Below are 24556 nucleotides of genomic sequence, written 5' to 3'. Positions count from 1 at the left end.
CCAACCCTTGCTTAGGCGCTCTCCGCTTGGTCGTCTTAGAGACAGATGTAACTCATGAGCTTTGATCGTCGTGGCAGCTCGGGTGCGTCCAATTTCTTTCGCTATTTCCTCCGGCGGCAGGGTTCCCGCCAAGTGGTGAAGCATTGCAATTTCATCGGCAGTCCAAGGCCGGTGTAACATCGCCATCTTTACCTCCTAATACTCAACTCAATCCAATAACTGATGCGGTGCAAATTTCATTCCAGACTTCGGAATTGAACCGTAAGCAACCATGCGTAATCATGGTTGATGGACAAACCCCACCAGATATCTGATGGAACTTTTCAAGGTAACGAAATACAGAATATTTTATCCGCCTGCTCGGATGTTACTACTCGCCTATGAATTTTAGACGAAATCCGCCTCGTACCATTGGCACTGTTTCGTCAGCGAACATATTGCCCACTCGCTTTTGTGAGCACGAATCCAACGCAAGCTGGTATCCCCAGGACAATCTCGATATTTGGTCAGAAGCGGCGTCGCCACTACGAGGCACAGCGCCCGTGATCACCGATGCGCCAAAGATCCATCACAAATTTTCACCGCGCGGTCGGTGAAGCCTAATAAGCCATTTTATCTTGGCACATACGTGACACCCGCGTATCGGCATATCTTCGCTTTGCCGTGGCATCACGCATTCGCTAATCAACCCAGCATCTCGGCCGCCCTTCTGTGTGTTTTCGGTAGCCGGACGTTGGGAAAGTTCCGAGGCAATCTTCGCTACGTTCAATCACCATGCGTGCTGCGCCAGAAATGGAAGAAGGCCGGCCTCAGTGCCCCCCTCCACGCCAACCAAGAGACCGCCGCAGCCATTAAAGGGGCCTGTAGCGACATCACGAACAGGTAAACCTAGCTGGGCCACTTCCCGTAGGCCTTCACCAGCACCGGGACGTGGTCGAGCAGTTCGCCCAGACCCGGCCTCATCAATGGTAATTTCCGCATCGTCTCGAATCCCACAGCCGCTTTGAAAAGGAGCGAAGTCTCTTTGCCAATCGGTCAACTCAGTCAGCCTACCCAGAGGTTGTTTCCAAAAATCGGGAAAGTCGTCGAAATCTGATAGATATCTCTGCCACCGTTCATTGTCCGAACGGACCAAAGATTGTCCGAAAATCGTCTATGTAATCCATCTAGCGCCGCCCCCCCCCCGTCCGAAATGCCGGAAAACCCTTTCCGGCCACTCGGAAACCTATGCCGGGACAAAAACAGCCGGCTGTTTATTTCAGACAGAAAACAGCAAAAGCCTGCAACGCACCGATAAATATTCCTATCAAACTCCGACAGAAATAATAGGTTTAGGTTCCGATCGCAGCACGAGTTGTGGAGCGGCGAAGCCTACAAACGCGATGCTGATTCCCGCGGGAGACCACAAGGTGTCACCCTTGGTCAGTCGCGCTTTCGCTTTTCCTGGGAGATCAGCTCGGCAATCCGCACGCGACCTCATAAAGCCAACTGGCAACCGGGATGGCACGTCGGAAAAGTGCGCTGACGCGACCCATTCAAGTCTGGATGACCGTAATTGCCGTGCGCGTCGCGTTGCAGCTTCATGTTAAAATATCGGTGTGGATTCGCGATGCAGCCTTTCACCCTGTCCCTACGAACACTTAAGCAGACGAGCTCATGGACCCGCTTGACAGCCCCAATTCCAGGCCAGCGCGTCTGGCAGCGCAGTCATCACCGCAAGGAATTGCGGCTGATCTTGTTGCAGTGCTGGTAACCGTCACCTCGGGTGAGCCTCGTGTTCTAACGCTTCAGGATCAGCGCGCCCTGCCCTCCGGGCCCTTCGAACTCGCCCATCGTTCGCTGCAATCGGGGCTACGTGCCTGGGTCGAACGGCAGACACGGTTGCCGCTCGGCTATGTCGAGCAGCTCTACACCTTTGCCGATCGCGATCGTGCTGGCACCACTACGCAGCATGTCATCTCGATCAGCTATCTTGGCTTGACACGAGAACAACCGGCATTCGGCGCACACGAGGCCAGATGGCGCGGCTGGTATGATTACTTCCCCTGGGAGGATCGTCGTGACGGCCCACCGCCGCTGATGGAGAAAGCTCTGCAGCCAGGGCTCAAAGCCTGGGCTTCTGCAGCATCCGATCGGGCGGCGCAGCGCGCCCGCCGGCAGCGCGTCGCAATGCTCTTCGGTTTCGAAGAGCACAGCTGGAACGAGGAACTGGTTCTGCAGCGGTACGAACTACTATATGAGGCGAAACTGATCCCCGAGGCGACACGCGGAAATTCCTCAACATCCACGTCTACCGATACGGCTTTATCGAACACGCCGGGTCACCCCATGATCCTGGACCATCGCCGGATTCTGGCCACCGGAATTGCAAGACTCAGGGCCAAGATCAAATACCATCCTGTCGTATTTGAATTGATGCCGGACACATTCACGCTGCTGCAATTGCAACGCTGTGTTGAGGCGCTGGCGGGACGGCAAGTGCACAAGCCGAATTTCCGCCGCCTGATCGAGCAGCAGGAACTCGTTGAGGAAACTGGCGAAACCAGCCAGGACACCGGCGGACGTCCGGCAAAACTCTTCCGCTTTCGCCGCGCCGTACTTGCGGAACGCGCCATCGCCGGAACCAAACTTCCCGTCTCGGGGGCTTGACAAGGCTTATACTCGATTACAGTATAACATATGCTCAACGAGAGTATATGACATGCTGTCGATACCTGAACTGCGTCCTTCGGAACATCTCTATGCGAAAGTGCGCCACGCGATCCCTGCGATCGAATGGTCGATGCTGTCAGAAGATATCGACGCGATCATCGCGTTGAAGAAAAGCCGCAACGCCGTCATCCTTGCCCACAATTATCAGACACCGGACATCTTCCACTGCGTCGCGGACATTGCCGGCGACAGCCTCGCTTTGGCGCGCGAAGCGATGCACGTGGAAGCCGACGTCATCGTTCTCGCCGGTGTTCACTTCATGGCCGAGACGGCCAAATTACTCAATCCGTCGAAGACCGTGCTGATTCCCGATCGCGGTGCCGGCTGCTCGCTTGCCGACTCCATCACGCCCGAGGACGTGAGGCTGCTGCGGCAAAACTATCCCGGCGTGCCGATCGTGACTTATGTGAACACCTCGGCCGCGGTGAAGGCAGAGTCGGATATCTGCTGCACCTCAGGCAACGCCAAGGCGGTGATCGAGTCGCTTGGCGTTGAACGCGTGATCATGCTGCCGGACGAATATCTGGCCAGGAACATCGCTGCCGAGAGCAATGTTAAGGTGATTACCTGGACCGGTCATTGCGAGGTGCACGAGCGCTTCAGCGCCGAAGAGGTGCGTCAATTGCGCGAGAACCACCCTAGTGTCGTCGTACTGGCACACCCGGAATGCCCGCCAGACGTCCTGGCGGAGGCCGATTTTTCCGGCTCGACGGCCGCCATGTCGTCCTACGTCGCAAGCAAACGACCACCGCGCGTCGTGCTTCTGACGGAATGCTCGATGAGCGACAATGTCGCCATCCAGTATCCGGACCTCGAATTCATTCGTCCGTGCAATCTTTGTCCGCACATGAAGACGATCACGCTCGGCAACATCCGTCACGCGTTGGAGACGATGCAGCATCAGGTCACGATCGACGACGGTGTCGCAGCGCGCGCACGCCTCGCGGTCGAACGAATGCTGGCCGTCACATGACAGCATTACACGATACGAACGGCGCTCCCGTCATCATCGGCGGCGGCATCGTCGGCCTCATGACTGCTCTGGCGCTGGCGCCGCAACCGGTACTGCTCCTGACCGGCGCGCCGCTGGGCTCGGAATCGTCGAGCGCACTCGCGCAAGGCGGTATCGCTGCCAGTATCGGGGCGGATGACAGTGCTTCGCTGCATCTGGCAGACACGCTCGCCGCCGGCGACGGCTTGTGCGATGAAACCATCGCGGCCTCAATCCTCGCCGCAGCGCCCGACGCGATCGAACAGTTGGCGCGGCTCGGCGTCATTTTCGATCGGGATGCCAGCGGCAAGATCGGCCTCGGCCTCGAGGCCGCGCATTCGCGCCACCGGATCATCCATGCCGGGGGTGATGCAACAGGCCGGGACGTCATGCGAGCCCTGGTCCGCAAGGTCCGTGAGACGCCTTCGATCACGGTGATCGAGGGAGCTACGGCACAGCGCCTGGTCGTCGAGGACAATGCGGTGGTGGGTCTTCTTGGCCATATCGGTCGAGGACCCGTGCTCTTTGCCACCGATCGTGTGGTCATCGCGACCGGTGGCATCGGAGGTCTGTTTCTGCATGGGACGAATCCGGCTGGATCCTTTGGCCAGGGTCTCGCGCTCGCAGCCCGCGCCGGCGCCGTCATGGCCGATCTTGAATTTATCCAATTCCATCCGACGGCGCTCGACAGCAAGTCCTCTCCACTGAAACTCATCAGTGAAGCCGTACGCGGAGAAGGCGCGATCCTGGTCGATGGGAATGGCGATCGCTTCATGGGCGGTGCCCCCGGCGCCGAGCTTGCGTCCCGCGATATCGTTGCACGTGCCGTCTGGCGGCACATCGCGGGGGGGCATCGGGTTTTTCTCGACGCAAGGGGCGTGAAGGGACTCGACTTTACGCGGCGGTTCCCGGCCATCACGGCACTTTGTCGCGACGCAGGAATCGATCCAGTTAAGCAGCCGATCCCCGTCCGTCCCGCTGCGCACTACCACATGGGCGGCATACTGGTTGACCCGACCGGGCGGACCTCCGTCGACGGTCTTTGGGCTTGCGGCGAAGCCGCCTGCACCGGCCTGCATGGGGCAAACCGGCTCGCCAGTAATTCACTCCTCGAGGCGGCCGTGTGTGGCGGTTGGGTTGCCCAGAATATTGCCGCAACGACCTCCACCCGGCGACGTCAGCCAATGTTGCCCGGTGGAGTAACAGACAGCGACCCAAGTTCGGTGCGCCCTGTTCTGTCGCGTGCCGCAGGCGTGTTGCGCGATGGCGAAGGCCTGCGTGCCGCCGCCCGCGCGCTCTATCCCCTCGCGATCTCGCAGCAAGCTGCAAGCGATCCCGCAATTGTCGGCCTGATGATCGTGATCGCTGCCTTGCGCCGCCAAGAAAGCCGCGGCGCGCATGCACGCACCGACTTCCCGAAGCACACGAGTCTGGCACAGCGTTCGACGCTGCGCCTTGATGACGCGCTTCAAGCCGCGCGAGACGACATCCCGGAACTCGTCGCCTAACCCAAAGGATCGCCATGACGCCCTCACCGCTCCCCCACGTCATGATCGAGCCATTGGTTCGCATGGCATTGCTCGAAGATCTCGGACGAGCCGGCGATCTCACGACCGATGCGATCGTGCCAGCCGACCGACGCGCCACGACACTTCTTGTTGCGCGCCAGCCCGGCGTGGTGGCCGGGCTCGACCTCGCTCGACTCGCCTTTCAACTGATCGATCCCGCGATCGAGGTGCATATCGAGCGCAACGACGGCGCAGTCCTGGCGCCCGGCGACGTGATCGCCACGATCACCGGCCCGGCGCGCGGTATTTTGACCGCTGAACGGGTCGCATTGAATTTCCTGTGCCGCCTGAGCGGAATCGCGACGGCGACTGCCTCTGTGGTTGCAGCGGTCCGAGACTACCAGACGAAAATTGTCTGCACGCGCAAGACAACGCCAGGGCTGCGCGCCATCGAAAAATATGCGATCCGCATTGGCGGTGGCAGCAATCACCGGTTCGGCCTCGACGATGCCGTGCTCATCAAGGACAATCACGTCGCCATCGCCGGCAGCGTAACCGAGGCGCTGAAGCGGGCAAGATATGGCGTCGGCCATCTGGTCAAGATCGAACTCGAAGTCGACACGCTCGATCAGCTGCGCGAGGCGCTCGATCACGGTGTAGACGCGGTACTCCTTGACAATATGGGTCCACCGACGCTCACGGAAGCCGTCGCGATGGTCGCAGGTCGGGCGGTAACCGAAGCCTCCGGCCGCATCACGCCCGCGACAGCGCCACACATCGCTGCGACCGGCGTCGATCTGATCTCAATCGGATGGCTCACCCATAGCGTCGGCGTTCTCGACATCGGGCTCGATTTTAAACCGGACGATTTGAAGATGTGAGTCAGGTTGATGTTGTTGCGGTCGAACTCAACATCAGCAGAAAGCCTCAGCAACTATCCCGATTGCAACTTTTTACCAGTAGCTTCGTCGATCCCGCGTCGCGCGGTCTTCGTCCTCTAGCCCGCTTCTCTCGGGAGATCGAAAGCATCAGATCTTTTCACTGCTCGGCGCAAAAATGCACATCCGATCGGTAAAGCACCGTCACGTTCTAACTTCGCGTGGCGACGTTCTTCAACGCCTGAGTATCGAGAAGGACAAGTGTACGATTCTTGACCAGAACCCAGCCGCGATCGGCCCAAGCGGATATGATTTTATTTGCGCGCTCCCGCGAAATTCCCACCATCTCGCTGACGCTCTGTTGCGTCATATTCACCACAAGGGGTCCATCCATTTGCACATTCGGCTCCGCAAATTTTATGACGATATGGGCAAGGCGAGCCTCGAGACCGTGAAGGATCACCTCTTCCAGATGCTCGCTCGTCCATCTCAGGCGCGCGCATAACAAGTCAATGAACTTTGCAGCTAAAGCCGGCTCGGTTCTAACCAGGGGGATCAGATCGCGCCGCGCAATTCCCCAGATCTCACAATCGCTATTCGCGATTGCATCCGTTGTTCGGTCGAGGCCATCCAAAACAGCAATCTCGCCAAATGTCTGACCGGCACCGATCAGATTTAACACCGCGCTCTTACCGTCAGGAGAGGATGCACACATCCTCACCGAGCCTTCCACAACTCCGAACAGGCACGTCCCAGGGTCTCCGCGTCGAAAAATGTAGTCTCCTCGTTCGAAGGCCTGGAAAGACGCGCGATGAAACAGCTGGGCAACTGTCTCGGGCGCGAGGTCGCTGAAGATCGTGTTCATACGTCTGGCCGCCTGACGGCCCGCTGATCTCGCTGCCTTCGCTTTCGACACCGCGATGTTCCCTGTGCTTCGCACCGGTCCAAAATTAAGGTCTGTTTGGACGTCCGCACCGATCCAGCCGGCCAGCCCCGATCCGTACAGCCAATGGTGAGCCGGGACCTGGCGCCTTTGTGTCTCCTGTTTTCGCGATGCGCTGTACGTCCGGACGATCGCAAGCAAGCTGCGAGATCATCAATTCTGAGATCAATCGTGTCACCTGCGGAGCCGCGACACTTGTCCCATTCATCGTCACAACGGAACCGCTGCGCGTACCGGCGGCAAGTAGATTCCTGTGCACCGGCGACTCGTCTCCAACTGCCGACACATCGGGGCTTCGGATGGGGGACGTGCCATCTGATGTCGCGCGCCCTCCGGCCCCCGAATACTCGCTGACGGCCTTGTCGCTGCGAAGATATGCACCCACGACGATCGCGTGCGTCCCAGTTGCCAATGCGTTGATCGTACTTTCTCTCCTGACCGGGCTGGAGCCCTCGTCGTCTTGCTCCGGTCGCCCGGCAAGATCGAAGCGCACATACTTCTCGTCTTCAAGCCGAGATTGCCGCCCTGACAACGGATAGCCAAATGGCGTGTCGCCGCGCTGAACCCAGACATCGACTGTCGTGGCTACGCCCTTGTTTTTGAGTTCGATCAGCCACGTCCCGGACGGAGCGGTCAGCGAGGGCATTCCGAGATCAGCCGTGGGGGCCATAGCAAGGAATATCTGCGATCGCTCCCCGACTGCAGTATAGTATTTCGCGAAAAACCGGAGCTGGCCTGATATGCGCCACTGCCAGTTCTGGTTAGCCCCAATCCAAGGACTGCGCTGGTTGGTCGGAGTGGTAATCCTTATGGCGATTTCGGGTTGGGACTTCTCTGTTGCCTGTTTGGGCAGCCAGAGCTCCATAAAGCTGTTGGCCTTATCGTCGGGCTGCACGCGCCACCGCAAGCGCTTGGGCGACTGGCCAGGGACTGATGCCTGAGACAGTTCGACCAAGGCATGACATCGCGCCAGATAGTGATTTCCGGCTGGCAGAACGACCCTGAGCGGTGCGGTGCGTGACGCTATCAACTGATCGATCGCAGCTTCCAGCTGTGACGTGCCATCGTGCGCGCCGGCAATGGTCCCATAACTCAAATTGATGACCACAGGGATCGGCCCCGTTCCTTCGGCGGCCGAGATCTGATCCGCACGACTGAGCACATAGGAGATGGCGGCGTAGACATTCGGAGTCAGGAATGCGCCCGACGTCTCCTCTGTCACCCACTTCGGCAATTGAACGCCGATGATATAGGGAAGGTTGGGATCTTCGGGAGCCGCATGTTTCGGATCGAGCCCGCAAGCGATGTCCATGACGTGCGTACCGTGCTTAGCGCGGCGAGCAACCAGCTTCTGGCCGGCCAACCGATAGAACTCATCCTCATCCAGAAGTCCAGTATGCGTGCAGGACGTCAGCAGCCGATTGATCTCGTTCTCCTGCAGCTCGCGCCCCCAGCCGAAGCCCATCGGCATGCCTGTATTTGTGTGATCATCCTGGTTCCAGAAATACTTCACCCGCGATCGGCCATCCCGAAAGCGGAATCTCTCATGGGCGAACGCCAATCCGTCATCGATGATCGCGACAATTGCCCGCCGCGACGGACTCGTGGCAAGCAACTGCTGCTCGATCGGTTCAGTCTTCTCGAACAGATTCGTCGTCGGCGTTCCAAGCTCGATTCGATTGATCGAGGACAGCAGGGGCCCAAACCGTTTGGCGTCACCGCGCGATACCTTGCCGGAAACAAATGCGGAAAGAGCCTCACGTCTCGCAATCGCCATACAGCATGTTAGATCGACACCTCTCAGCGAGGGTGGTGCCCCCTGATAGACCGCCGGAATTCGAATGAACTGATCCAGCTCCGAGCGCACGACGGAACGGGCAAAGGCTTCCGCGGGTTCATCAAGCTCCAACAAGACCCAGAACCACTCACCCGGGAGATAAGCGAACTCCGTCAGCACTGCCCATTCCAGATAAGGTGAAACCCGTTTCCGTTGTTCTGCCATAACGCACACCTCGCGAATGCGATCGCCCTACCGCCATTTCCCAGCAGCTACTTCACCTCTGCAAGCGCCGCGTCCCACAGCCACTTCATAATCGGTGATACAGCTGGCGGCGTGGAGGCGAGAAAATCGACATAGGGCGGATCAATCACGGGGCTCAGCTTTTCCTGTCCATTTGCTGGGTTATAGAAATCATGGAAATTGAAGTCCTGAGTAGCTCCGTATCGCCCGCCGTCAAAACGCCAGGCGTTGAACCTCGGCCCACCTTTCGCCCGCAGAATGAAATAGCGGGCAAGTGACAGTCCAAGCACCTGACCGGCCGCAGTGTCGACCGGGAAATGGACACCTGCCACTGTGCGGTTGACCGCGATCCGCGCCGCCTGTCGCATCAACTGCTCACCTAGCTTCGGTTCGCGCCCGTACAGCTCCCACAGGATGCGCGCAATCATGTGATTTTCGGTTGAGTGACCGCTCGGAAATGTCCCGTGGCCCGGCGTCAGAATGATCGGTTGAACCTGAGACGACAGCTCATATGGTCGCCAGCACGCCAGAGCATGCTTGATGCGCATTTCCACCGCGGTCGCAAACCGAAGCGCAGCATCGAGCAGCTCGATCGTCTTCTTGGTGCGCTCCGGATGCAAGTTCACGACCGAACTCCAGAACGCATATTGAGGACCGAGCTGGGTCACGATTTCTGAAACACGATCCTCGCGAAGATCGGAATATTGATCCAGAAACTCTAGCTGTCCTTTAAAAGTGTCGACCGGCGGGCGAATCAAAGTCGCTATCCGGCTCGATTTCGCTTTGGGGGACGGATCTGTCGCTGTGGTTTGAACGTGGAACTGCCAGACCGTGACCGACTTCTCGCTCGGTGTCCGGGAGACGTTCTTGCCCTGATGCTTATAGCTGAATCTCTCTGAGTGGCTCGTAAAATGGAGGTGCGACAGCAGTTCGAAGTCGATGACCGCCGCCCGCACCCACGGCTCCCAGAGCGCGAGGTTCTTCTTGTCGTCCAGCGCACGTGGCGACCGATTGACGGTCTGACCGAGCCAGCTTCCGACGATACCGTCGCGGTGCTTGACGAGTGCATCGGCAACCAGCGGCGACCCGTAACTGCCGTAGGGCCCAGCTCCAGCACCGCCCGCGCCTCCGGCACCTCCCGCTCCCCCAGCACCACCGGCGCCGCCTGCGCCCCCCGCGCCTCCTGCACCGCCTTCAGGACCCATCGTGCACATGTTTTCGCTCCCGTTCTGCTAATTCGGTACACCAGCTCCCTGCAATGCGCTCGACCAGATGCGGCCGGTTTCATATCCCCCACTGGGGTGACGCTCGCGATATTTCGCGACCGTCAGGCCCGGCTCGAGTTTCATCAGTTCGGTCACCGTCGTGCGCGCCTCTTGCTGAAGGCCGAGCTGCCATTGCGCGATCGCCAGCGCGCGAAACGTGGATGTATGCGTGCGATTTGCGCGCAACGAACGGTTCGCAAGGTCGATGGCGCGCTTGTATTGCCCGGCGGAGAGAGCAGCCGTTGCGGCCAGGGAATCGTAGAAGTATCTGTGAGGGTCCAGCGGCGACAGTTTCAGCGCGTGCTCGGTGTGTTCGACTGCCGACTTTCCTGCATCCTTGAAGGCGAGAAGTGTTCCCTTTAGCAGCCACGCCATCGCATCGTTGGGATTGACGCGCAGCGCGAGGTCATACTGCTCCTGCGCGACGTCAAATTGTTTCAGCAGATTGGTATGAGCAAAGCCCATAACCACCAGCGCGAGGGAACAGCGCGGATCGGCACTCAGCGCTCGCCGCCCGCAATCGAGCGCCAGTTGCGTATCCGCACTCCAGTCATCGGTCCATCCCTGCTGGACCCGCAATATGTGCCACTTGGCCATCCATGCCCATGGTACGGCCTGGCGGGGCATGCGTTCGGTCAAGACCTGGAGCATCTGGCGCGATCTGTCAAAATCCTGCATCGAAAGGCGATGCATGAGCGCGATCGCCCCCATCAACAACGTGTAGCTCTCGACGGTCGGGAGTGATTGCGACTGTGCACGTTCAAGCTCGCGCGCCATGATCGCCAAGCTGACCGCCGTCACAATACCCGCGACAGCACCGTCCTTTCCGCTGATCAAAGCTGTCGCGCTACAAACGAACGAGTCAGACCAAACGATCGTCAGATTCGACGAAGATGCCAGTTCGAGGTTCACCCGCAACTTACTTCCGGCCTTGCGGTAAGAGCCCGACAGAACGTAGTTCGCCGTCAAATAGCTACTGATCTCCTCGACCGAACTATCCCGCCCGCGAAAGACAGACGTCGACAGGCGCGAGATGACGTTCAGCTCCGATGAACGCGAAAGCGCGGATATGACTTCGTCGGCGAGCACTTCGCCAATGACCCGATGTTCCGGACCATCATCCAGCCCGGCAAAAGGCACGACCGCGACAGTGGCGCGCAACTTCGGCATTGATACAGCACCTGGCTCGATCACGGGTCGCGGCCCTGGCGGGCCGACACGATACGCTCGAACGGGTTCATGCACATGTTTAAGGTAACAAGCTCCCAAATCCTCGACGTCGGCATCCAATACAGGCACGAGTTGGTCGCGAACATCGGCCGATACAACAATTTCTCCCGGCCCCGCTAAACCTGTGAGCCGGGCTGCAAGGTTAACGTCAGCCCCGTAAACATCGTGCTCGTCGGCAAGAAGATGACCGACGTGAGCTCCTTCACGGACGAGGATATACTGATCTTGCGGAACGCCTTCATTGATAACCGCACACGCATTCTGGACTGCAAAGGCAGCTTTCACCGCGAGGGGAGATTGAGAGAATTCCATCAGGAGCCCATCCCCAAGGCTCTTTACAAGCCGCCCCTCGAACCGCGGCAGGATATCTTCATCTATCGTTTTAACGAGTTTACGCCATCGCTGTACGGTGCTGGCCTCGTTCTCTTCCATCAATCGCACGGACTCGACCACGTCCACGAAGAGCAGTGTGCGCACCACCCATTCCGGATTCTCGAATGCGAGTGAAGCGCTTGATCTAGCCATCAGCCTCGCTGGTCACTGTTCTGATCCGCACCATTGTGCACTAATGCGCACAAACTCGGTATCACGGGCGGATCACACTCAATTTTGCCCGCCAAGAACTTGTTAGCTAGACTTGAACAACGGCGATTTCAGGACGCCGCTCCTGACGACTAGATTGCAACCACGTCGCCACGCGACTCGTCTTTGATACGCCAGCCGTTGTCATCGATACCTGCCGCCGGACCGAATGGTACTATCCCGATCATAGACCAGGAGTTCTTCAGCCGACAACTGCGACCTGCGCGTAGCGACGGCGCCTCCGCCCCTGACGACGGATGCATATCGTTAAAGCCTGAAACGATTTGCTTCACGATGGCAGGGACGGCGGCGGTTTGCCCAACCACGATCGCACACAAGAGGACGGCGCAAATCACTCCGGCCCCGATCATCAAGCGATGGTATAATCGACGATAGGACTGCTCCAGTTTATCTTCCGATGCACTCATGATTGCCTCCAGATAAGGCACATAGCCTTACTGCGTCCCGCTGGAGGTGGATGTGACGAGCGTCACATCCCGGGATGATTTTGTCTGATTGCCGACGCTCTTTGTCCCGGCCTGGCCGCCCCTTGAACCAAAGATAGCGTATCAGGCTACGCGCGGCTTCGAGGAAGCGCAGCGAATTCTTGGTCGTAGCTGGCGTAGGATTCCTTGAGCGTCGCCAGATTGAGCAGCATCGTCGCGACCAGCGCGTTCGAGCTATTGAAGACTTCGGTGCGCACCCACAGACTCTCGGTGCGTTTGCTGCCGGACATCGCGACGACCTTTCGGTCTATGCGGTAGTCTTCTCCAACAAACAACGGACCTCGTAGCAACCGGATTTCCTGATCGGCGAACAGGCCGACTGCCGGCCCCTTGACCGGCAGACGATCCTTCTTGCTGCCGTGTTGAAACAACACGCTGAGCATTTCCATCGGAATGATTGCGCGTCCCCATGGTGATGCGCTTGCGCTCTCAGGCGCGTAATATGGCGATGGCTCGGTAATCACCCTCAGCTTCTGTGCCAGCGAGAATGGGTAGAGTTCGCCCATGTTCTGGTCGTAGTCCATCCGGACGATCTGCGGCGCAGTGGTCATGCCGACCGCGATGTCGCGCAGGATCACCGCATCTGTCAGCGGTTTCAGTTCGGTCAGCCGTATGTCGAGGGCGGAGGCTGGCGCGTCGCGGCCGATTGAGGCACTGCCGCGCAACACTTCGGTGCCATCGCGCTTCACCATCCTGATCGTGCAATAATGCCCGCCATCGATCGGCTTTTCGACAATGGCCTGCACCTCCTCGCCCTCAAAGGCAGCAGCACGGTAATGCGCCGAGATACAGCCCGTCTCGAACCAGTCTTTGCCCCACAATCGTTCGCAGAGCGGTGCAAACTGACTGAAATGGGTCGGGCCCTCAATGGTCCCGCCCTTGAAGCCGAGCTTTTGTGCTGTCGCATCGTCGTGGATGGATGCGTGAGAGTCGTAAGTCTGCGCATGGAGCATCTGTCGGGGCTGTCGCCATGGGCCGATCAGTGCATTTCCGGCGTCCTCAATCACCGTATCGAATGCTTTTGATATCATTGGAAACTCCTCCGGGAATGTGGGCCGTCGGTTCGTTGTGGCTACCAGGTATCGACACAGGGGCGCTTGCGACCCTCGCGTTGCGGTGGCTTCGGCACCGAACGCAGGCCGGCCATCACCCAGCGGCGCGTCTCGGCGGGGTCGATGACATTGTCGATCTCGAACACCGACGCGATCGAGGTCGCCTTGCCGTTGGCATAGAGCTCAGCGACCTTATTCTTGTAATAGGTCTCGCGCTCCACCGGATCGGCGATCGCCTCCATTTCCCTGCGGAAGCCGAGCCGCACGTAGCCTTCCAGCCCCATGCCGCCGAATTCTCCGGTTGGCCACGCCGCCGTGAAGAACGAGGCGTGGAAACCGCCGCCGATCATCGACTGCGCGCCGAGTCCATAGCCCTTGCGCAGCACGATGCCGAACAACGGCACTGTGATGCTCGCGCCGGTGACGAACATACGCGCGACATGACGTACGATCGCGGTCTTCTCCGCCTCCGGCCCGACCATGAAACCCGGCGTATCGCAGAGCGACACAATCGGAATGTCGAATGCATCGCAGAGCTGCAGAAAGCGCGCCGCCTTGTCTCCGGCCGCGGCGTCGATGGCGCCGCCGAGATGTTTGGGATTGTTGGCAATCAGGCCGAATGGCTTGCCCTCGATACGAATGAACGCGGTGATCATGCCGACGCCGAAATCGCGCCGGATTTCGAGCACGGAGTCCTCATCAGCGATCAGATCGATCACCGCGCGGATGTCATAGACGCGCAGCCGGTTCTCCGGGATCGCGCGTCGCAGCAGCCGCTGATCGGGCGCACGCCATTCCGCCACAGCGCCCTGGAAGTAGGACAGATATTTCTGCGCGGCCCGTGTCGCTTCCTCTTCGTCCTCGACGAGAATATCGACGACGCCGTTCGGTGACTGGAAAGAGACGGGTCCGACTTCGGCCGGATGATAAACGCCGAGACCCCCGCCTTCGATCATCGCAGGACCACCCATGCCGATCGAGGCGTTCTTCGTGGCGATGATAACGTCACAACAACCGAGCATCGCAGCGTTACCCGCGAAGCAATAGCCGGACACCACACCGACCACCGGGACGAGACCCGAAAGTTTGGCGAATTGCACGAAAGATGGCCCGTCGAGACCCGTCATGCCGAGCCGGTCGGTATCGCCGGGACGACCGCCGCCGCCTTCGGCATAGAACACTAGCGGCATTTTCCACTGCTCGACCAGCGACAGCATGCGGTCGATCTTCTTGTGGTTCATATGACCTTGGGTACCGGCCAGCACGGTATAGTCATAGGAGATCACCATACAGCGTGCTTCGTGCTCGCCGAATTTCGCAGCATTGACCGTGGCCGTACCGGCGACCAGACCATCGGCCGGCGTGTTCTTGATGAGATCATCGACCGCGCGGCGGCGCCGCTGGCCGGCGATGGCGAGGCTGCCATATTCCATGAACGAGCCGTCATCGACCAGTTGCGCAATATTCTCGCGCGCGGTGCGCTGATTGGTCTTGCGCCGGCGCTCGACCGAAGAGGGCCGGTTTTCATCGAGCGTGATACCCTGGCGAGCGATCAGTTCGGCAAGGTCGGGACGAATGTGGTCGAGATCGATATCGGCTTCTTCCGTGGCGAGGTCGCCGGCCACGTCCTGAGGTTCGATATACAGAATGGGCTCGCCCTGCATCAACGTGACGCCATCGGATGCCGCGATCCGGGTGACGCGACCGCCCTGCTCCGCAGTCACCAGATGCTCCATCTTCATGGATTCGATGATGGCGAGTTGCTGGCCGGGCCTGACAACATCGCCTTCGGCCACCGGAATGGACACGACCGTGCCCTGCAGCGGCGCCGCGACCGGGATCGATCCTTCCGGCGCGGGCTGTACGACGCCGGCGGAGGTCCGTGCATCACCGGTTGATCCGCTGGCGGCGAATAGCGGCTTGCCCGCTGTCAGTGTGGCAGCGACCAGATCGGCGACGTTGCGATCGATGAAGCTGGTGTTGATCCGATTGGCCTGGAAATCGGCGTTGGCCAGGATCGCCCGCATCAACGGGATATTGGTGGCGACGCCCTCGATGCGGAATTCGCGTAACGCCCGCGTGCCCTTGGCTATGGCGTCGGACCATTTCGACGACGGCGTGTGGACGATCACTTTGGCCAGCAACGAGTCGAAGGCCGCACTGGTCTTGTAACCGGCATAACCGAACGTATCGACACGCACGCCCGGGCCTGACGGTGGCTCGAAAATCGCGAGCGTGCCGCCGGTCGGCTTGGTGGCGCCGGTGGCATCCATGGTCTCCATATTGATGCGGAGCTGCATGGCGAAGCCGCGCGGACTCGGCACCGAGGCCTGATCGAGACCGAGCGACGCCAGCGTGGCGCCACCGGCAACGGCGAGCTGCGACCGCACCAGATCGACCGACAGCACTTCCTCGGTCACGGTGTGCTCGACTTGCAGCCGCGGATTGGCCTCGATAAAGGCGAAGGCGCCATCGCCCTCGCCAACCTCGCCATCGACCAGGAATTCGAACGTACCGAGGCTGTCATACTTCGCCTCCGCCGCAAGATTTTTGGCGGCTTCAACGATGCGGCTGCGCAATTTGTGTGACAGCGACGGACTCGGCGCTACTTCGACCAGCTTCTGATTGCGACGCTGGATCGTGCATTCACGCTCCCAGAGCTGGCTGATATCGCCGTGACGATCGCCGATGATCTGCACTTCGATATGACGGGCATTGCGAATGAGACGCTCGACATAGACGCCGTCGCTGCCGAAGGCCGCCTTGGCCTCAGACTGACAACGCGCATAGGCGTCGTCGAGATCTGCGGCGCGTTCGACCACGCGCATGCCGCGGCCGCCGCCGCCAGCCATGGCCTTGATCATCACGGCGGCATTGCTCCCGAGCGATGTGAAGAACGCTTTCACCTCATCAAGCGTCGAGGGGCCCGTGGTGCCCGCGATGATCGGCACACCACAGCGCTTGGCGAGTTGCTTGGCCGCAACCTTGTCGCCGAACAGCTGCAATGCCGCGGGTGACGGGCCGACAAAGGTGATGCCCTCTTCGGCGCAGCGGCGGGCTAGATCGGCGTTCTCGCTGAGAAAGCCGTAGCCCGGATGCAGCGCATCACAGCCGGTGGCTTTCGCTGCACCAATCACACCTTCGATGTCGAGATAAGCACGCGCACCACGGCCGGGGATTTCCGTGGACTCGTCGGCGATCCGTACATGCAGCGACAGCGCGTCATCGGCTGGATATATGGCAACGGTGGCAAGGCCAGCGTCTGCCGCGGCGCGCGCGATACGAATGGCGATCTCGCCGCGATTGGCAATCAGCAACTTGCGAAAGGGCATCAAAACTCTCCGTGAACAACAGACGCGATCCGGGGTGGCATCATCCACACCCAGGGCCATGTAACGTTTCGATTTACTGCGGCGCGTTTGCGTCGAGTTCCTGTTTCTTCACCTTGCCGGTGGCCGTCATCGGCAGCGCGTCGATGATGCGAATCTCAGGCACCTTGTAGACGGCCATCCGTTCGGCACACCACGCCTGCAGTTCCGCTGGCGTGATGGTGCCTCTCTCTTCTGGCTTGAGCTGGATGAAGGCGACCGGCACTTGCCCCTTGCTAGCGTCTTCGCGACCGACCACGCCCGATCCGAGAACCTTCGGATGCTGACCGAGCAGCGCCTCGATCTCCGGCGGGAACACGCTCATGCCCTTGACCTTCAGCATCTCTTTGCGACGACCGAGGAAATGCAGGAAGCCGTCGGTATCGATGGTGCCGATATCGCCGGTGCGCAGCCAGCCATCGATCAACGACTCCGCTGTTGCTTCCGGCTTATTCCAGTAGCTCTTCAGCAGCGATGGTGTCCGCACGCGGATCTCGCCCTCGCCACCGAGCGGCACGAGTTCACCTGTCTCGAAATCGGTGATCTTGAACTCGGCGCCGGGCACCGGGAGCCCAACGAAGATCGGCTGTGACAGAAGATCGAAATCATCATCCTGGAAGCCAGCCGTCAGGGTGTTGGATGTATGGGTCTCGGTCATTCCCCACGAGGCTTCGGTCAGGATCGTGCCGGTGAGATCCTTCCAGCGCTTGCGATAGGCCGGATTGAGCTTCTTCACGAAGGACACGACGCGCACCTGATTGAGCGACGACAGGTCGAATTCCGCGAACCGCGGATGATCCATCAGCTCGACGGCACCATCGACCGGCATCGCAGTGACATTGACCTTGTAGCGATCGATGGCCGACAGTGCCCCGATCGCATCCCAGCGCGCCAGCAGGACGAGCGTTGCGCCCGTAAACATCGGGAAGATCAGGCCGAAATTCTCACCGGCAATCCAGAACTCTGGAAAGAACGACAGAAAGACGCTGTTTTCATTGGCAACGACGGAGATGCCGTGATTGGCGGCGGCCGTATAGACCATATCGCGCTGGGTGTGCACGCACCCCTTCGGCATGCCGGTGGTGCCACCGGTGTAATTCAGCGCGGCGATATCATCGAGTCCGGCGGGCGGCAGCGGCTTTGGCACGGGCAGCGCAGCCAGCGCCGGCAGCAGATCGGTCGCACCGGAGATGGCAATGCGCGGCGCACTGATCGAATCTGGGACGGGAATGGTCGGCTTGGCCGGAAGCACATCCGCAAAACTGGTAACGATCACTTCGCGCAGCTTGGACTTGCTTCGTACCTGGTCGACCACAGGCGCCAATTGATCCAGCGCCACGATGACTTCGGCGTCGGTATCATTCAATTCGTAGGACAATTCGAACGCGCGCGACAGGGGGCTGACGGGGACGTGGATAGCGCCAAGCTTGAGGATGCCGAAGAATACGATATGGAATTGTGGGCAGTTCGGCAGGAACACCGCGACACGGTCGCCCTTGCGGACGCCCTTCTCCATCAGCAACGCCGCGAAGCGATCACTCTGCGCGTCGAGTTCGGCATAGGTGGTGACGTGACCATAAAAGATCACCGCCGGCTTTTCAGGATTACGCTTGGCCCACGCGCGCAAATATTCGGTTAGCGCGATTTCGCCATGCAGATATTGCGGCTTGTTCGGCGTGCCTTTCGGCCAGGCCTTAGCCCACAGCTCGTGCAGCCTGGCGAGATATTCAGTTTCTTTGGCGCTTGCGGTCATCACCGACGTCCTTGTTCTTGATCTTGGTCAGTTGCGTTTCATGGTCGGATCGAGCGCGACTCGCAGCGATTCACCCAATGTGTTGAAGGCCAGAGCGGTAAACAGGATGGCGAGGCCGGGCGGATACATCTGCTCGGGCGCGATTTCCATGTTCTGATAGGCGCGCGCCAACATCGAACCCCAGCTCGGATCCGGCGGCTGAATGCCGAGGCCGAGAAAGCTGAGACTGGCTTCGGCAAGCAATGCCGCGGCCAGCAACAGCGTGACCTGCACGATAACGGGCTGGATCGCGTTCGGCAGCACGTGACGCCACAGGATGCGTGGTGTTGATCCGCCAAAGCAACGCGCGGCATCGACATAGAGCTCATTGCGCACCACCAGCGTGCGCGCACGGACGAGGCGCGCAAGCTGCGGCGAAAACACGATGCCAACCGAGATCATGCCGTTCGTAAGGCCGATGCCGAGCGCACCTGTCACGGCGATCGCCAGCACGATGGCCGGGAACGACAGGAAGCTGTCGATAACACGGCTGATCACTGTATCGACCCAGCCGCCAAGATAGCCGGCGAGAATGCCGACCGGCACGCCGATCAGAACGGCGATCGTAACCGCAAGGAAACTCGCATAGAGTGACGCCATACCGCCATAGATCAGGCGGCTGAGCGTATCGCGACCAAGATCGTCAGCGCCAAGCCAATGTTGAGTCGACATGGTCGCCAGCGCCGCGTCGAGATCCTGTGCGGCCGGCGCGTATGGCGAGATCCACGGGCCGAGGACCGAGATCACGAACAGCGCGACGAGGAAAGTCAGGCTAAAAGCGCCGCGTAGATCACTGACGAACCAGCGTACAAAACTCGAGAAACGTCCCGGTCGACGCTCGGGCGCCATCACTGCATCCGTCATGACGAAATCCTCGGATCGAGGACGCTGTACAGAATGTCCGTGAGCAGATTGAGTGTGACGACGATCAGGACCATGGTGAACACCACGCCCTGCACCACCGGAAAATCGCGGTTCATTGCGCCGTTGACGATCAGGCCGCCCATGCCTGGAATCGCGAACACGGCCTCGACCACGACGGTCGCCGCGAGCAGGCGGTTCGCGAGCAGGCTGACGACGGTGAGCAGGTTGACGCTGACATTCTTCAAACCGTGACGCCACAGGATCGATGATGGCGGCAAACCCTTGGCGTGCAACGTGCGAACCTGTTGCGACGACAGTATCTCGACGAGTGACGACCGCAATTGCCGCGCCACCTCGGCAATGCCGCCGGACGCGAGCGCCACCGCCGGCAGGATGGCATGACTGAGCGACGCCCACGGATCTTTCATGAGCGATACTGCACCTGTGGCCGGTAGCCAATTGAGCTGCAGCGAGAAGAACGCCACCAGCAGCATGCCGAGCCAGAAATTCGGCACGGCGACACCGAGCGAGGCGATGGCCATGACGAAGCCGTCGATCCACGAGCCGGGCTTGGTTGCCGCGGCAATGCCCAAGGGGATACCGACCAACATCGCCATGAACAGCGCGAGTGCGACGATCAGCAGCGTATGCGGCAGGCAGCGCTGGATCGAGGTCAGTACCGCTTCGTTGGAGATCAGCGAGCTGGAGAGATCGCCATGCCCCGCCTTCCAGAGCCATGAGCCATATTGCAGCAGGAACGGCTGGTTCAGGCCATAGAGCTCGCGGATTTCAGCGATCCGCTGCTCCGACGCATTATCGCCAGCAAGCGTCACCGCAACATCGCCCGGCACCAGCTTGAGCAGGCCGAACACGATGAAGGTCGACAGCACCACCACCGGGATCGCCTGCAGCAGGCGACGACCGATAATGCGGAGACGTCCGGAATTCAACATGCGCAATTCATACCAGTTAAGGACGCCGCGATGATCGCGGCGCCGGTTGCTGTGTCGGACGGATTAGCCGAGCGAGATATTTTCGAATTTCGGCTTGCCGAGCAGATTGGGCTTGAAGCCCTTCACCTTGGCGGACAGCGCATCGAGTTCGAACTGGAATGCGAGCGGTGCCGACAGAGCGTTCTCCACCGTGAATTTCTGGATCTTGGCGAACACATCGGCGCGCTTGGCGAGATCTTCGCTGACACGGCTCTCCTGGATCAACTTCGACAACTCCGGCTCGCCGCTGCGGCCCGCATTGTAATAAGCGCCTTTGTCGAAGCTCAGCCCGTAGGTCATGCTCGGATCTGGACGCCCGGTCCATGCCGAGACAAGAAGGTCGAACTTCTTCTCGGTGGCGAAGAACTGCGCGCTGATTTCGGCAATGGTGCCGCGGGTGAATTTCAGGCGGATGCCAGCCTTGCCGAGCTGATCCTGGATCACCTCGCCACGCCGCACGGAATCCTGATCCATATAGCCGCCTATGGTCAGTTCGAGACCATCCTTGTAGCCGGCCTCGGCGAGCAGCTGCTTCGCTTTCTCCGTATTGTTGGGATGCATCCCCGCGACGTCCTTGTTGAACGCCCAGTGCGAACTCGGCAGCGTCATGCGCGCCGGTTCGCCAAGGCCGTTGAGCGCCGCCTTAACGAAAGCATCGCGGTCGAGCGCGAAGTTGATCGCCTGACGGACCTTGACGTTGTCGAGCGGTGCGCGGCCGTAATTGAAGTAGACCTGAATGCAATACAATGTCGGCGAGCTGACAGTTTCCAGATTCTTGGCGCGCTCGATCACCGGCTTCAATCGCGCCGGCAGCTGGAATGCCATGTCGTTCTGGCCGGCGACAACCGAACGCAAAGCGGTGGCGTTTTCCGGGATGATGTTGAACTCGATGCCGTCCAGATAGGGCCGCCCCTGGCGCCAGTATTGATCATGGCGGGTCACGACGATGATCTCGTTGTCATTCCAGCGCACGAATTTCCATGGGCCAGCGCCGACCGGCTTGCGGTCGGTCTCATTGCCGAGCGCTTTGATATTGGTCGGCGACACCATCATGCCGGCGCGATCCGACAGGATCGCCGGCAGCGCGGTGTCGGGATTCTTTAGCTTCAGCGTCACCTGCAGCGGACCGGTGACCTCGACCGCATCCACACTGGACAGATCGGGCTTGACGTTGGAGCGCTGGTCGGTGCGGTTGCGCTCGAGGTTGAATTTGACGGCCTCCGCATCCATCGACGTGCCGTCGTGGAATTTGATGCCGGTGGTGATGTCGAGCACCATGGTCTTCGGATCGGGGAACGCCCATTTCGCCATGCCCGGCTTTGGCTTCAGCGTCTCGTAGTCCCACTCCACCAGCGTGTCATACATGGTCCACAGAATGCTGTGGTCGGAGCCGGCGCCACCGGTGGCGGGATCGAGCGACGACGGATTGGCCGGCGCGGCGACCTTCAGTACGCCGCCCTTCTTGGCCTCCTGCGCCCAGGCCGGCAGGCCGAGCGCGCCGGTTACAGCAGCGCCACCCATCAGCGCGAGAATGTCACGACGGCGTAGTGTCCGCTTGCTGAGGTCGATGGTAGTCATTTGAAAATCCTCCCGATGATTATGATGCGCGTTGCGCTTTTTGATTGTCTGGTGGTGGCCCATCCGCCGTGGCGAAATGACAGGCCACGCGGTGTCCCGGCTTGACGTCGCGCCAGACTGGCACTTCTTTGGCGCAACGCGGTTGCACCGACGGGCAGCGCGTGCGGAAGCGGCAACCCGATGGCGGCGCCACCGGGCTCGGAATTTCACCTTCGAGAATGATGCGGCGGTCGACCCGCAAATGCGACGGCAACGGCACCGGCTCGGCCGACAACAGCGCACGCGTATAGGGATGCAGTGGCCGCTCGACCACATCCTCGGCCGGACCGAGCTCCATCAGCTTGCCGAGATAGGTGACGGCGATGCGGTCGGAGATGTGCGAGACCACCGAGATGTCATGGGTGATAAACACATAGGTCAGGCCGAATTCGCGCTGCAAGTCAGCAAAAAGATTGAGCACGTCGCCGCGGATGGAGACGTCGAGCGCCGCCACCACCTCGTCGCAAACAATGACCTTGGGCCGCAACGTCAACACGCGCGCGATGTTAACGCGCTGCTTCTGGCCACCGGACAATTGGTGCGGATAGCGATCGGCCGCTTCGGCGGCGAGGCCGACGCGCTCCAGCACTTCGATGCCACGACGGTGGCGCGAGGCATGATCGCCTTCGCCCATGATCTCCAGCGGCTCGACCACGCTGTCGATGATCGTCATGCGCGGATTGAGCGCGGCATTCGGATCCTGGAAGATGATCTGGTAATCGCGGCGGTGCTTGCGGAATGCGCTTGTGCTGAGGGCAGCCGGATCGGTGCCGTCATGCAGAATTTGGCCGTCGCTCGGCGGCAGCAGCGACACCAGCGCACGGCCGAGCGTGGTCTTGCCCGAGCCAGACTCGCCGATAATGCCGAAGGTCTCGCCAGCGTGGACCTCGAAATCCATGCCGTCGATCGCCTTGACTGTGTCGCGGCCATCGCGGGTCGGAAACAGGATCCGCAAGTCACGCACTGCGAGAATCCCGCCGCTGTCGCGCTTGTGGCTCCGCATGCCTGACATCAATTCACCGCCCCCGGCAGCACGAGTTCGGGAGCACGCCAGCAGCGCGCAGTACGACCGCTTTCGATCTCGACCATCGGCTGACTCCGCTCGCAGCCCGCCACGGCATGCGTGCAACGTGATCGGAAGCGGCAGCCGGCGGGCATTGCATTGGGCGACGGTACGCGGCCGGGAATCGAGGCCAGCACGCCGCGGCGCGGGCTGAGGCTAGGCAGCGAGCGCAGCAGTCCGGATGTATAGGGATGACGTGGCCGCGTCAGCACATCGTCCACCGGGGCATCCTCGACGACCTCACCGGCATACATGGTGATCATGCGGGTGCAGGTTTCGGCGACGACGCCGAGATCATGGGTAATGAAGATCAATGCCGTGCCGGTGCGCTCGCTCAACGAACGCAAGAGATCGGTGATCTGCGCCTGCACCGTGACATCGAGCGCCGTGGTCGGCTCGTCGGCGACCAGCAGCTTCGGCTTGCAGATCAACGCCATCGCGATCATCACGCGCTGGCGCATACCGCCCGAGAGTTGATGCGGATATTCGTCGCAGCGGCGTTCCGGCGCGGGGATACCGACTTCACGCAACGCAGCGATGGCGCGCTCGCGCCCCTCCGCGCGACTGACCGGAAAATGGATGCGATAGGCTTCGCTGATCTGGTCGCCAACCGTGAAGACAGGATCAAGCGCGCTCATAGGCTCCTGGAAGATCATCGCGATCTCACGGCCGCGCACGGCCCGCATGCGACGCGGCGACAGCGTGGCCAGATTGGTTCCGTTGAACAGAATATCACCTTCGATCCGCGCCGATTGCGGCGGCAACAGTCGCAGCAGCGAGAGTCCGGTAACGGTCTTGCCGCATCCGCTCTCTCCGACCAGACCGACGCGCTCGCCCGGCGCGATGGTGAAATTTACGTTCCGGGTGATCGGCAATGCGCCACGCGCCGTCGCGAATGACAGCGAGAGATCGCGTACTTCCAGCAGCGGCTGCGGCGAAACGCCCGCGTCGGGCATTCCAGCAACGCGCGTTGCCGTGGGAGCGGAGATGTCGATCGCACCTGTCATTGCGCTTCGCCAGCCAGAACACGACCAATGACGCCGCGCCTCATCCGCTGCTGCAGGGTTTGCCGGTGCTGCACTTGCACATACGGATGAAAGCCGCAGACGCGTGTCTGTTGGGCTGTTGTCAGTCGGACACGCGCCGACGCGAACAGAGCCACCATGTTCACCT

General features: G+C 60.4%; 17 protein-coding genes. 4 read left to right on the top strand and 13 right to left on the bottom strand.

The window, feature by feature from the left end; all coding sequences use genetic code 11:
* Positions 1–1656 precede the first annotated feature (1656 nt).
* The 4 genes from AB8A50_RS29365 to nadC are packed head-to-tail and all read left to right on the top strand — an operon-like array spanning position 1657 to position 6092.
* On the top strand, positions 1657–2649 hold the full coding sequence (locus AB8A50_RS29365) for an NUDIX hydrolase (protein ID WP_439079810.1): 993 nt from the start codon (positions 1657–1659) through the stop codon (positions 2647–2649).
* Positions 2650–2701: 52 nt separating this feature from the next.
* Complete coding sequence (nadA, locus tag AB8A50_RS29360; RefSeq protein WP_439079809.1) at positions 2702–3685, top strand: quinolinate synthase NadA; 984 nt, start codon at positions 2702–2704, stop codon at positions 3683–3685.
* Positions 3682–5211, top strand: coding sequence for an L-aspartate oxidase (locus AB8A50_RS29355; RefSeq protein ID WP_439079808.1), 1530 nt, complete (start codon positions 3682–3684; stop codon positions 5209–5211). Before nadA ends, AB8A50_RS29355 begins: the two co-directional genes overlap by 4 nt.
* A gap of 14 nt (positions 5212–5225) precedes the next feature.
* Entirely contained in the window at positions 5226–6092 is an 867-nt protein-coding gene (gene nadC, locus AB8A50_RS29350; protein ID WP_439079807.1) for a carboxylating nicotinate-nucleotide diphosphorylase, read from the top strand.
* A gap of 208 nt (positions 6093–6300) precedes the next feature.
* On the opposite strand, the gene AB8A50_RS29345 is transcribed toward nadC, so the two are convergent.
* The 13 genes from AB8A50_RS29345 to AB8A50_RS29285 form a co-directional block, all read right to left on the bottom strand.
* Positions 6301–6954, bottom strand: coding sequence for a Crp/Fnr family transcriptional regulator (locus tag AB8A50_RS29345; RefSeq protein ID WP_439079806.1), 654 nt, complete (start codon positions 6952–6954; stop codon positions 6301–6303).
* A gap of 85 nt (positions 6955–7039) precedes the next feature.
* Positions 7040–9034, bottom strand: coding sequence for a S8 family serine peptidase (locus tag AB8A50_RS29340; protein ID WP_439079805.1), 1995 nt, complete (start codon positions 9032–9034; stop codon positions 7040–7042).
* A gap of 47 nt (positions 9035–9081) precedes the next feature.
* On the bottom strand, positions 9082–10266 hold the full coding sequence (locus tag AB8A50_RS29335) for a phosphatase PAP2 family protein (protein WP_439079804.1): 1185 nt from the start codon (positions 10264–10266) through the stop codon (positions 9082–9084).
* An 18-nt stretch (positions 10267–10284) separates the two neighbouring features.
* Positions 10285–12024 (bottom strand): adenylate/guanylate cyclase domain-containing protein, encoded by a 1740-nt coding sequence (locus AB8A50_RS29330; protein WP_439079803.1) that lies wholly within the window; start codon positions 12022–12024, stop codon positions 10285–10287.
* Between the two features lie 197 nt (positions 12025–12221).
* Entirely contained in the window at positions 12222–12557 is a 336-nt protein-coding gene (locus AB8A50_RS29325) for a hypothetical protein (protein WP_439079802.1), read from the bottom strand.
* Positions 12558–12703: 146 nt separating this feature from the next.
* The gene (locus AB8A50_RS29320) at positions 12704–13666 is read right to left on the bottom strand and encodes a hypothetical protein (RefSeq protein ID WP_439079801.1); all 963 of its coding nucleotides are present in this window, start codon (positions 13664–13666) and stop codon (positions 12704–12706) included.
* Between the two features lie 41 nt (positions 13667–13707).
* Positions 13708–17019, bottom strand: coding sequence for a carboxyl transferase domain-containing protein (locus AB8A50_RS29315; RefSeq protein ID WP_439079800.1), 3312 nt, complete (start codon positions 17017–17019; stop codon positions 13708–13710).
* A gap of 73 nt (positions 17020–17092) precedes the next feature.
* Positions 17093–18808 carry an AMP-binding protein gene (locus tag AB8A50_RS29310; RefSeq protein WP_439079799.1) on the bottom strand — a complete coding sequence of 572 codons (1716 nt, stop codon included), beginning with the start codon at positions 18806–18808 and terminating at the stop codon, positions 17093–17095.
* A gap of 27 nt (positions 18809–18835) precedes the next feature.
* A complete protein-coding gene (locus AB8A50_RS29305) occupies positions 18836–19711 on the bottom strand; it encodes an ABC transporter permease (RefSeq protein ID WP_439079798.1) in 876 nt (291 codons plus the stop codon).
* Positions 19708–20664 carry an ABC transporter permease gene (locus tag AB8A50_RS29300; protein WP_439079797.1) on the bottom strand — a complete coding sequence of 319 codons (957 nt, stop codon included), beginning with the start codon at positions 20662–20664 and terminating at the stop codon, positions 19708–19710. The genes AB8A50_RS29305 and AB8A50_RS29300 overlap by 4 nt, the downstream gene beginning before the upstream one ends.
* 63 nt (positions 20665–20727) lie before the next feature.
* Positions 20728–22281, bottom strand: a complete 1554-nt coding sequence (locus tag AB8A50_RS29295; RefSeq protein WP_439079796.1) for an ABC transporter substrate-binding protein — start codon at positions 22279–22281, stop codon at positions 20728–20730.
* A gap of 19 nt (positions 22282–22300) precedes the next feature.
* Positions 22301–23323 carry an ABC transporter ATP-binding protein gene (locus AB8A50_RS29290; RefSeq protein ID WP_439079795.1) on the bottom strand — a complete coding sequence of 341 codons (1023 nt, stop codon included), beginning with the start codon at positions 23321–23323 and terminating at the stop codon, positions 22301–22303.
* Between the two features lie 8 nt (positions 23324–23331).
* Positions 23332–24390 (bottom strand): ABC transporter ATP-binding protein, encoded by a 1059-nt coding sequence (locus tag AB8A50_RS29285; protein ID WP_439079794.1) that lies wholly within the window; start codon positions 24388–24390, stop codon positions 23332–23334.
* Positions 24391–24556 lie beyond the last annotated feature (166 nt).

Origin of the sequence: Tardiphaga sp. 841_E9_N1_2, assembly GCF_051811065.1 — a bacterium.
Lineage (GTDB): Bacteria > Pseudomonadota > Alphaproteobacteria > Rhizobiales > Xanthobacteraceae > Tardiphaga > Tardiphaga robiniae.
The sequence above is the reverse complement of the archived record's forward strand: the minus strand, read 5'-3'. Positions and strand labels throughout refer to the sequence as shown.

Excerpts from the sequence above, each read along its gene's own strand:
- nadC (WP_439079807.1), top strand. The coding sequence starts at position 5,226 with ATGACGCCCTCACCGCTCCCCCACGTCATGATCGAGCCATTGGTTCGC.
- AB8A50_RS29305 (WP_439079798.1), bottom strand. The coding sequence starts at position 19,711 with ATGACGGATGCAGTGATGGCGCCCGAGCGTCGACCGGGACGTTTCTCG.
- AB8A50_RS29300 (WP_439079797.1), bottom strand. The coding sequence starts at position 20,664 with ATGTTGAATTCCGGACGTCTCCGCATTATCGGTCGTCGCCTGCTGCAG.
- AB8A50_RS29315 (WP_439079800.1), bottom strand. The coding sequence starts at position 17,019 with ATGCCCTTTCGCAAGTTGCTGATTGCCAATCGCGGCGAGATCGCCATT.
- AB8A50_RS29310 (WP_439079799.1), bottom strand. The coding sequence starts at position 18,808 with ATGACCGCAAGCGCCAAAGAAACTGAATATCTCGCCAGGCTGCACGAG.
- AB8A50_RS29355 (WP_439079808.1), top strand. The coding sequence starts at position 3,682 with ATGACAGCATTACACGATACGAACGGCGCTCCCGTCATCATCGGCGGC.
- nadA (WP_439079809.1), top strand. The coding sequence starts at position 2,702 with ATGCTGTCGATACCTGAACTGCGTCCTTCGGAACATCTCTATGCGAAA.
- AB8A50_RS29320 (WP_439079801.1), bottom strand. The coding sequence starts at position 13,666 with ATGATATCAAAAGCATTCGATACGGTGATTGAGGACGCCGGAAATGCA.
- AB8A50_RS29345 (WP_439079806.1), bottom strand. The coding sequence starts at position 6,954 with ATGAACACGATCTTCAGCGACCTCGCGCCCGAGACAGTTGCCCAGCTG.
- AB8A50_RS29365 (WP_439079810.1), top strand. The coding sequence starts at position 1,657 with ATGGACCCGCTTGACAGCCCCAATTCCAGGCCAGCGCGTCTGGCAGCG.
- AB8A50_RS29335 (WP_439079804.1), bottom strand. The coding sequence starts at position 10,266 with ATGTGCACGATGGGTCCTGAAGGCGGTGCAGGAGGCGCGGGGGGCGCA.
- AB8A50_RS29340 (WP_439079805.1), bottom strand. The coding sequence starts at position 9,034 with ATGGCAGAACAACGGAAACGGGTTTCACCTTATCTGGAATGGGCAGTG.
- AB8A50_RS29325 (WP_439079802.1), bottom strand. The coding sequence starts at position 12,557 with ATGAGTGCATCGGAAGATAAACTGGAGCAGTCCTATCGTCGATTATAC.
- AB8A50_RS29295 (WP_439079796.1), bottom strand. The coding sequence starts at position 22,281 with ATGACTACCATCGACCTCAGCAAGCGGACACTACGCCGTCGTGACATT.
- AB8A50_RS29285 (WP_439079794.1), bottom strand. The coding sequence starts at position 24,390 with ATGACAGGTGCGATCGACATCTCCGCTCCCACGGCAACGCGCGTTGCT.
- AB8A50_RS29290 (WP_439079795.1), bottom strand. The coding sequence starts at position 23,323 with ATGCGGAGCCACAAGCGCGACAGCGGCGGGATTCTCGCAGTGCGTGAC.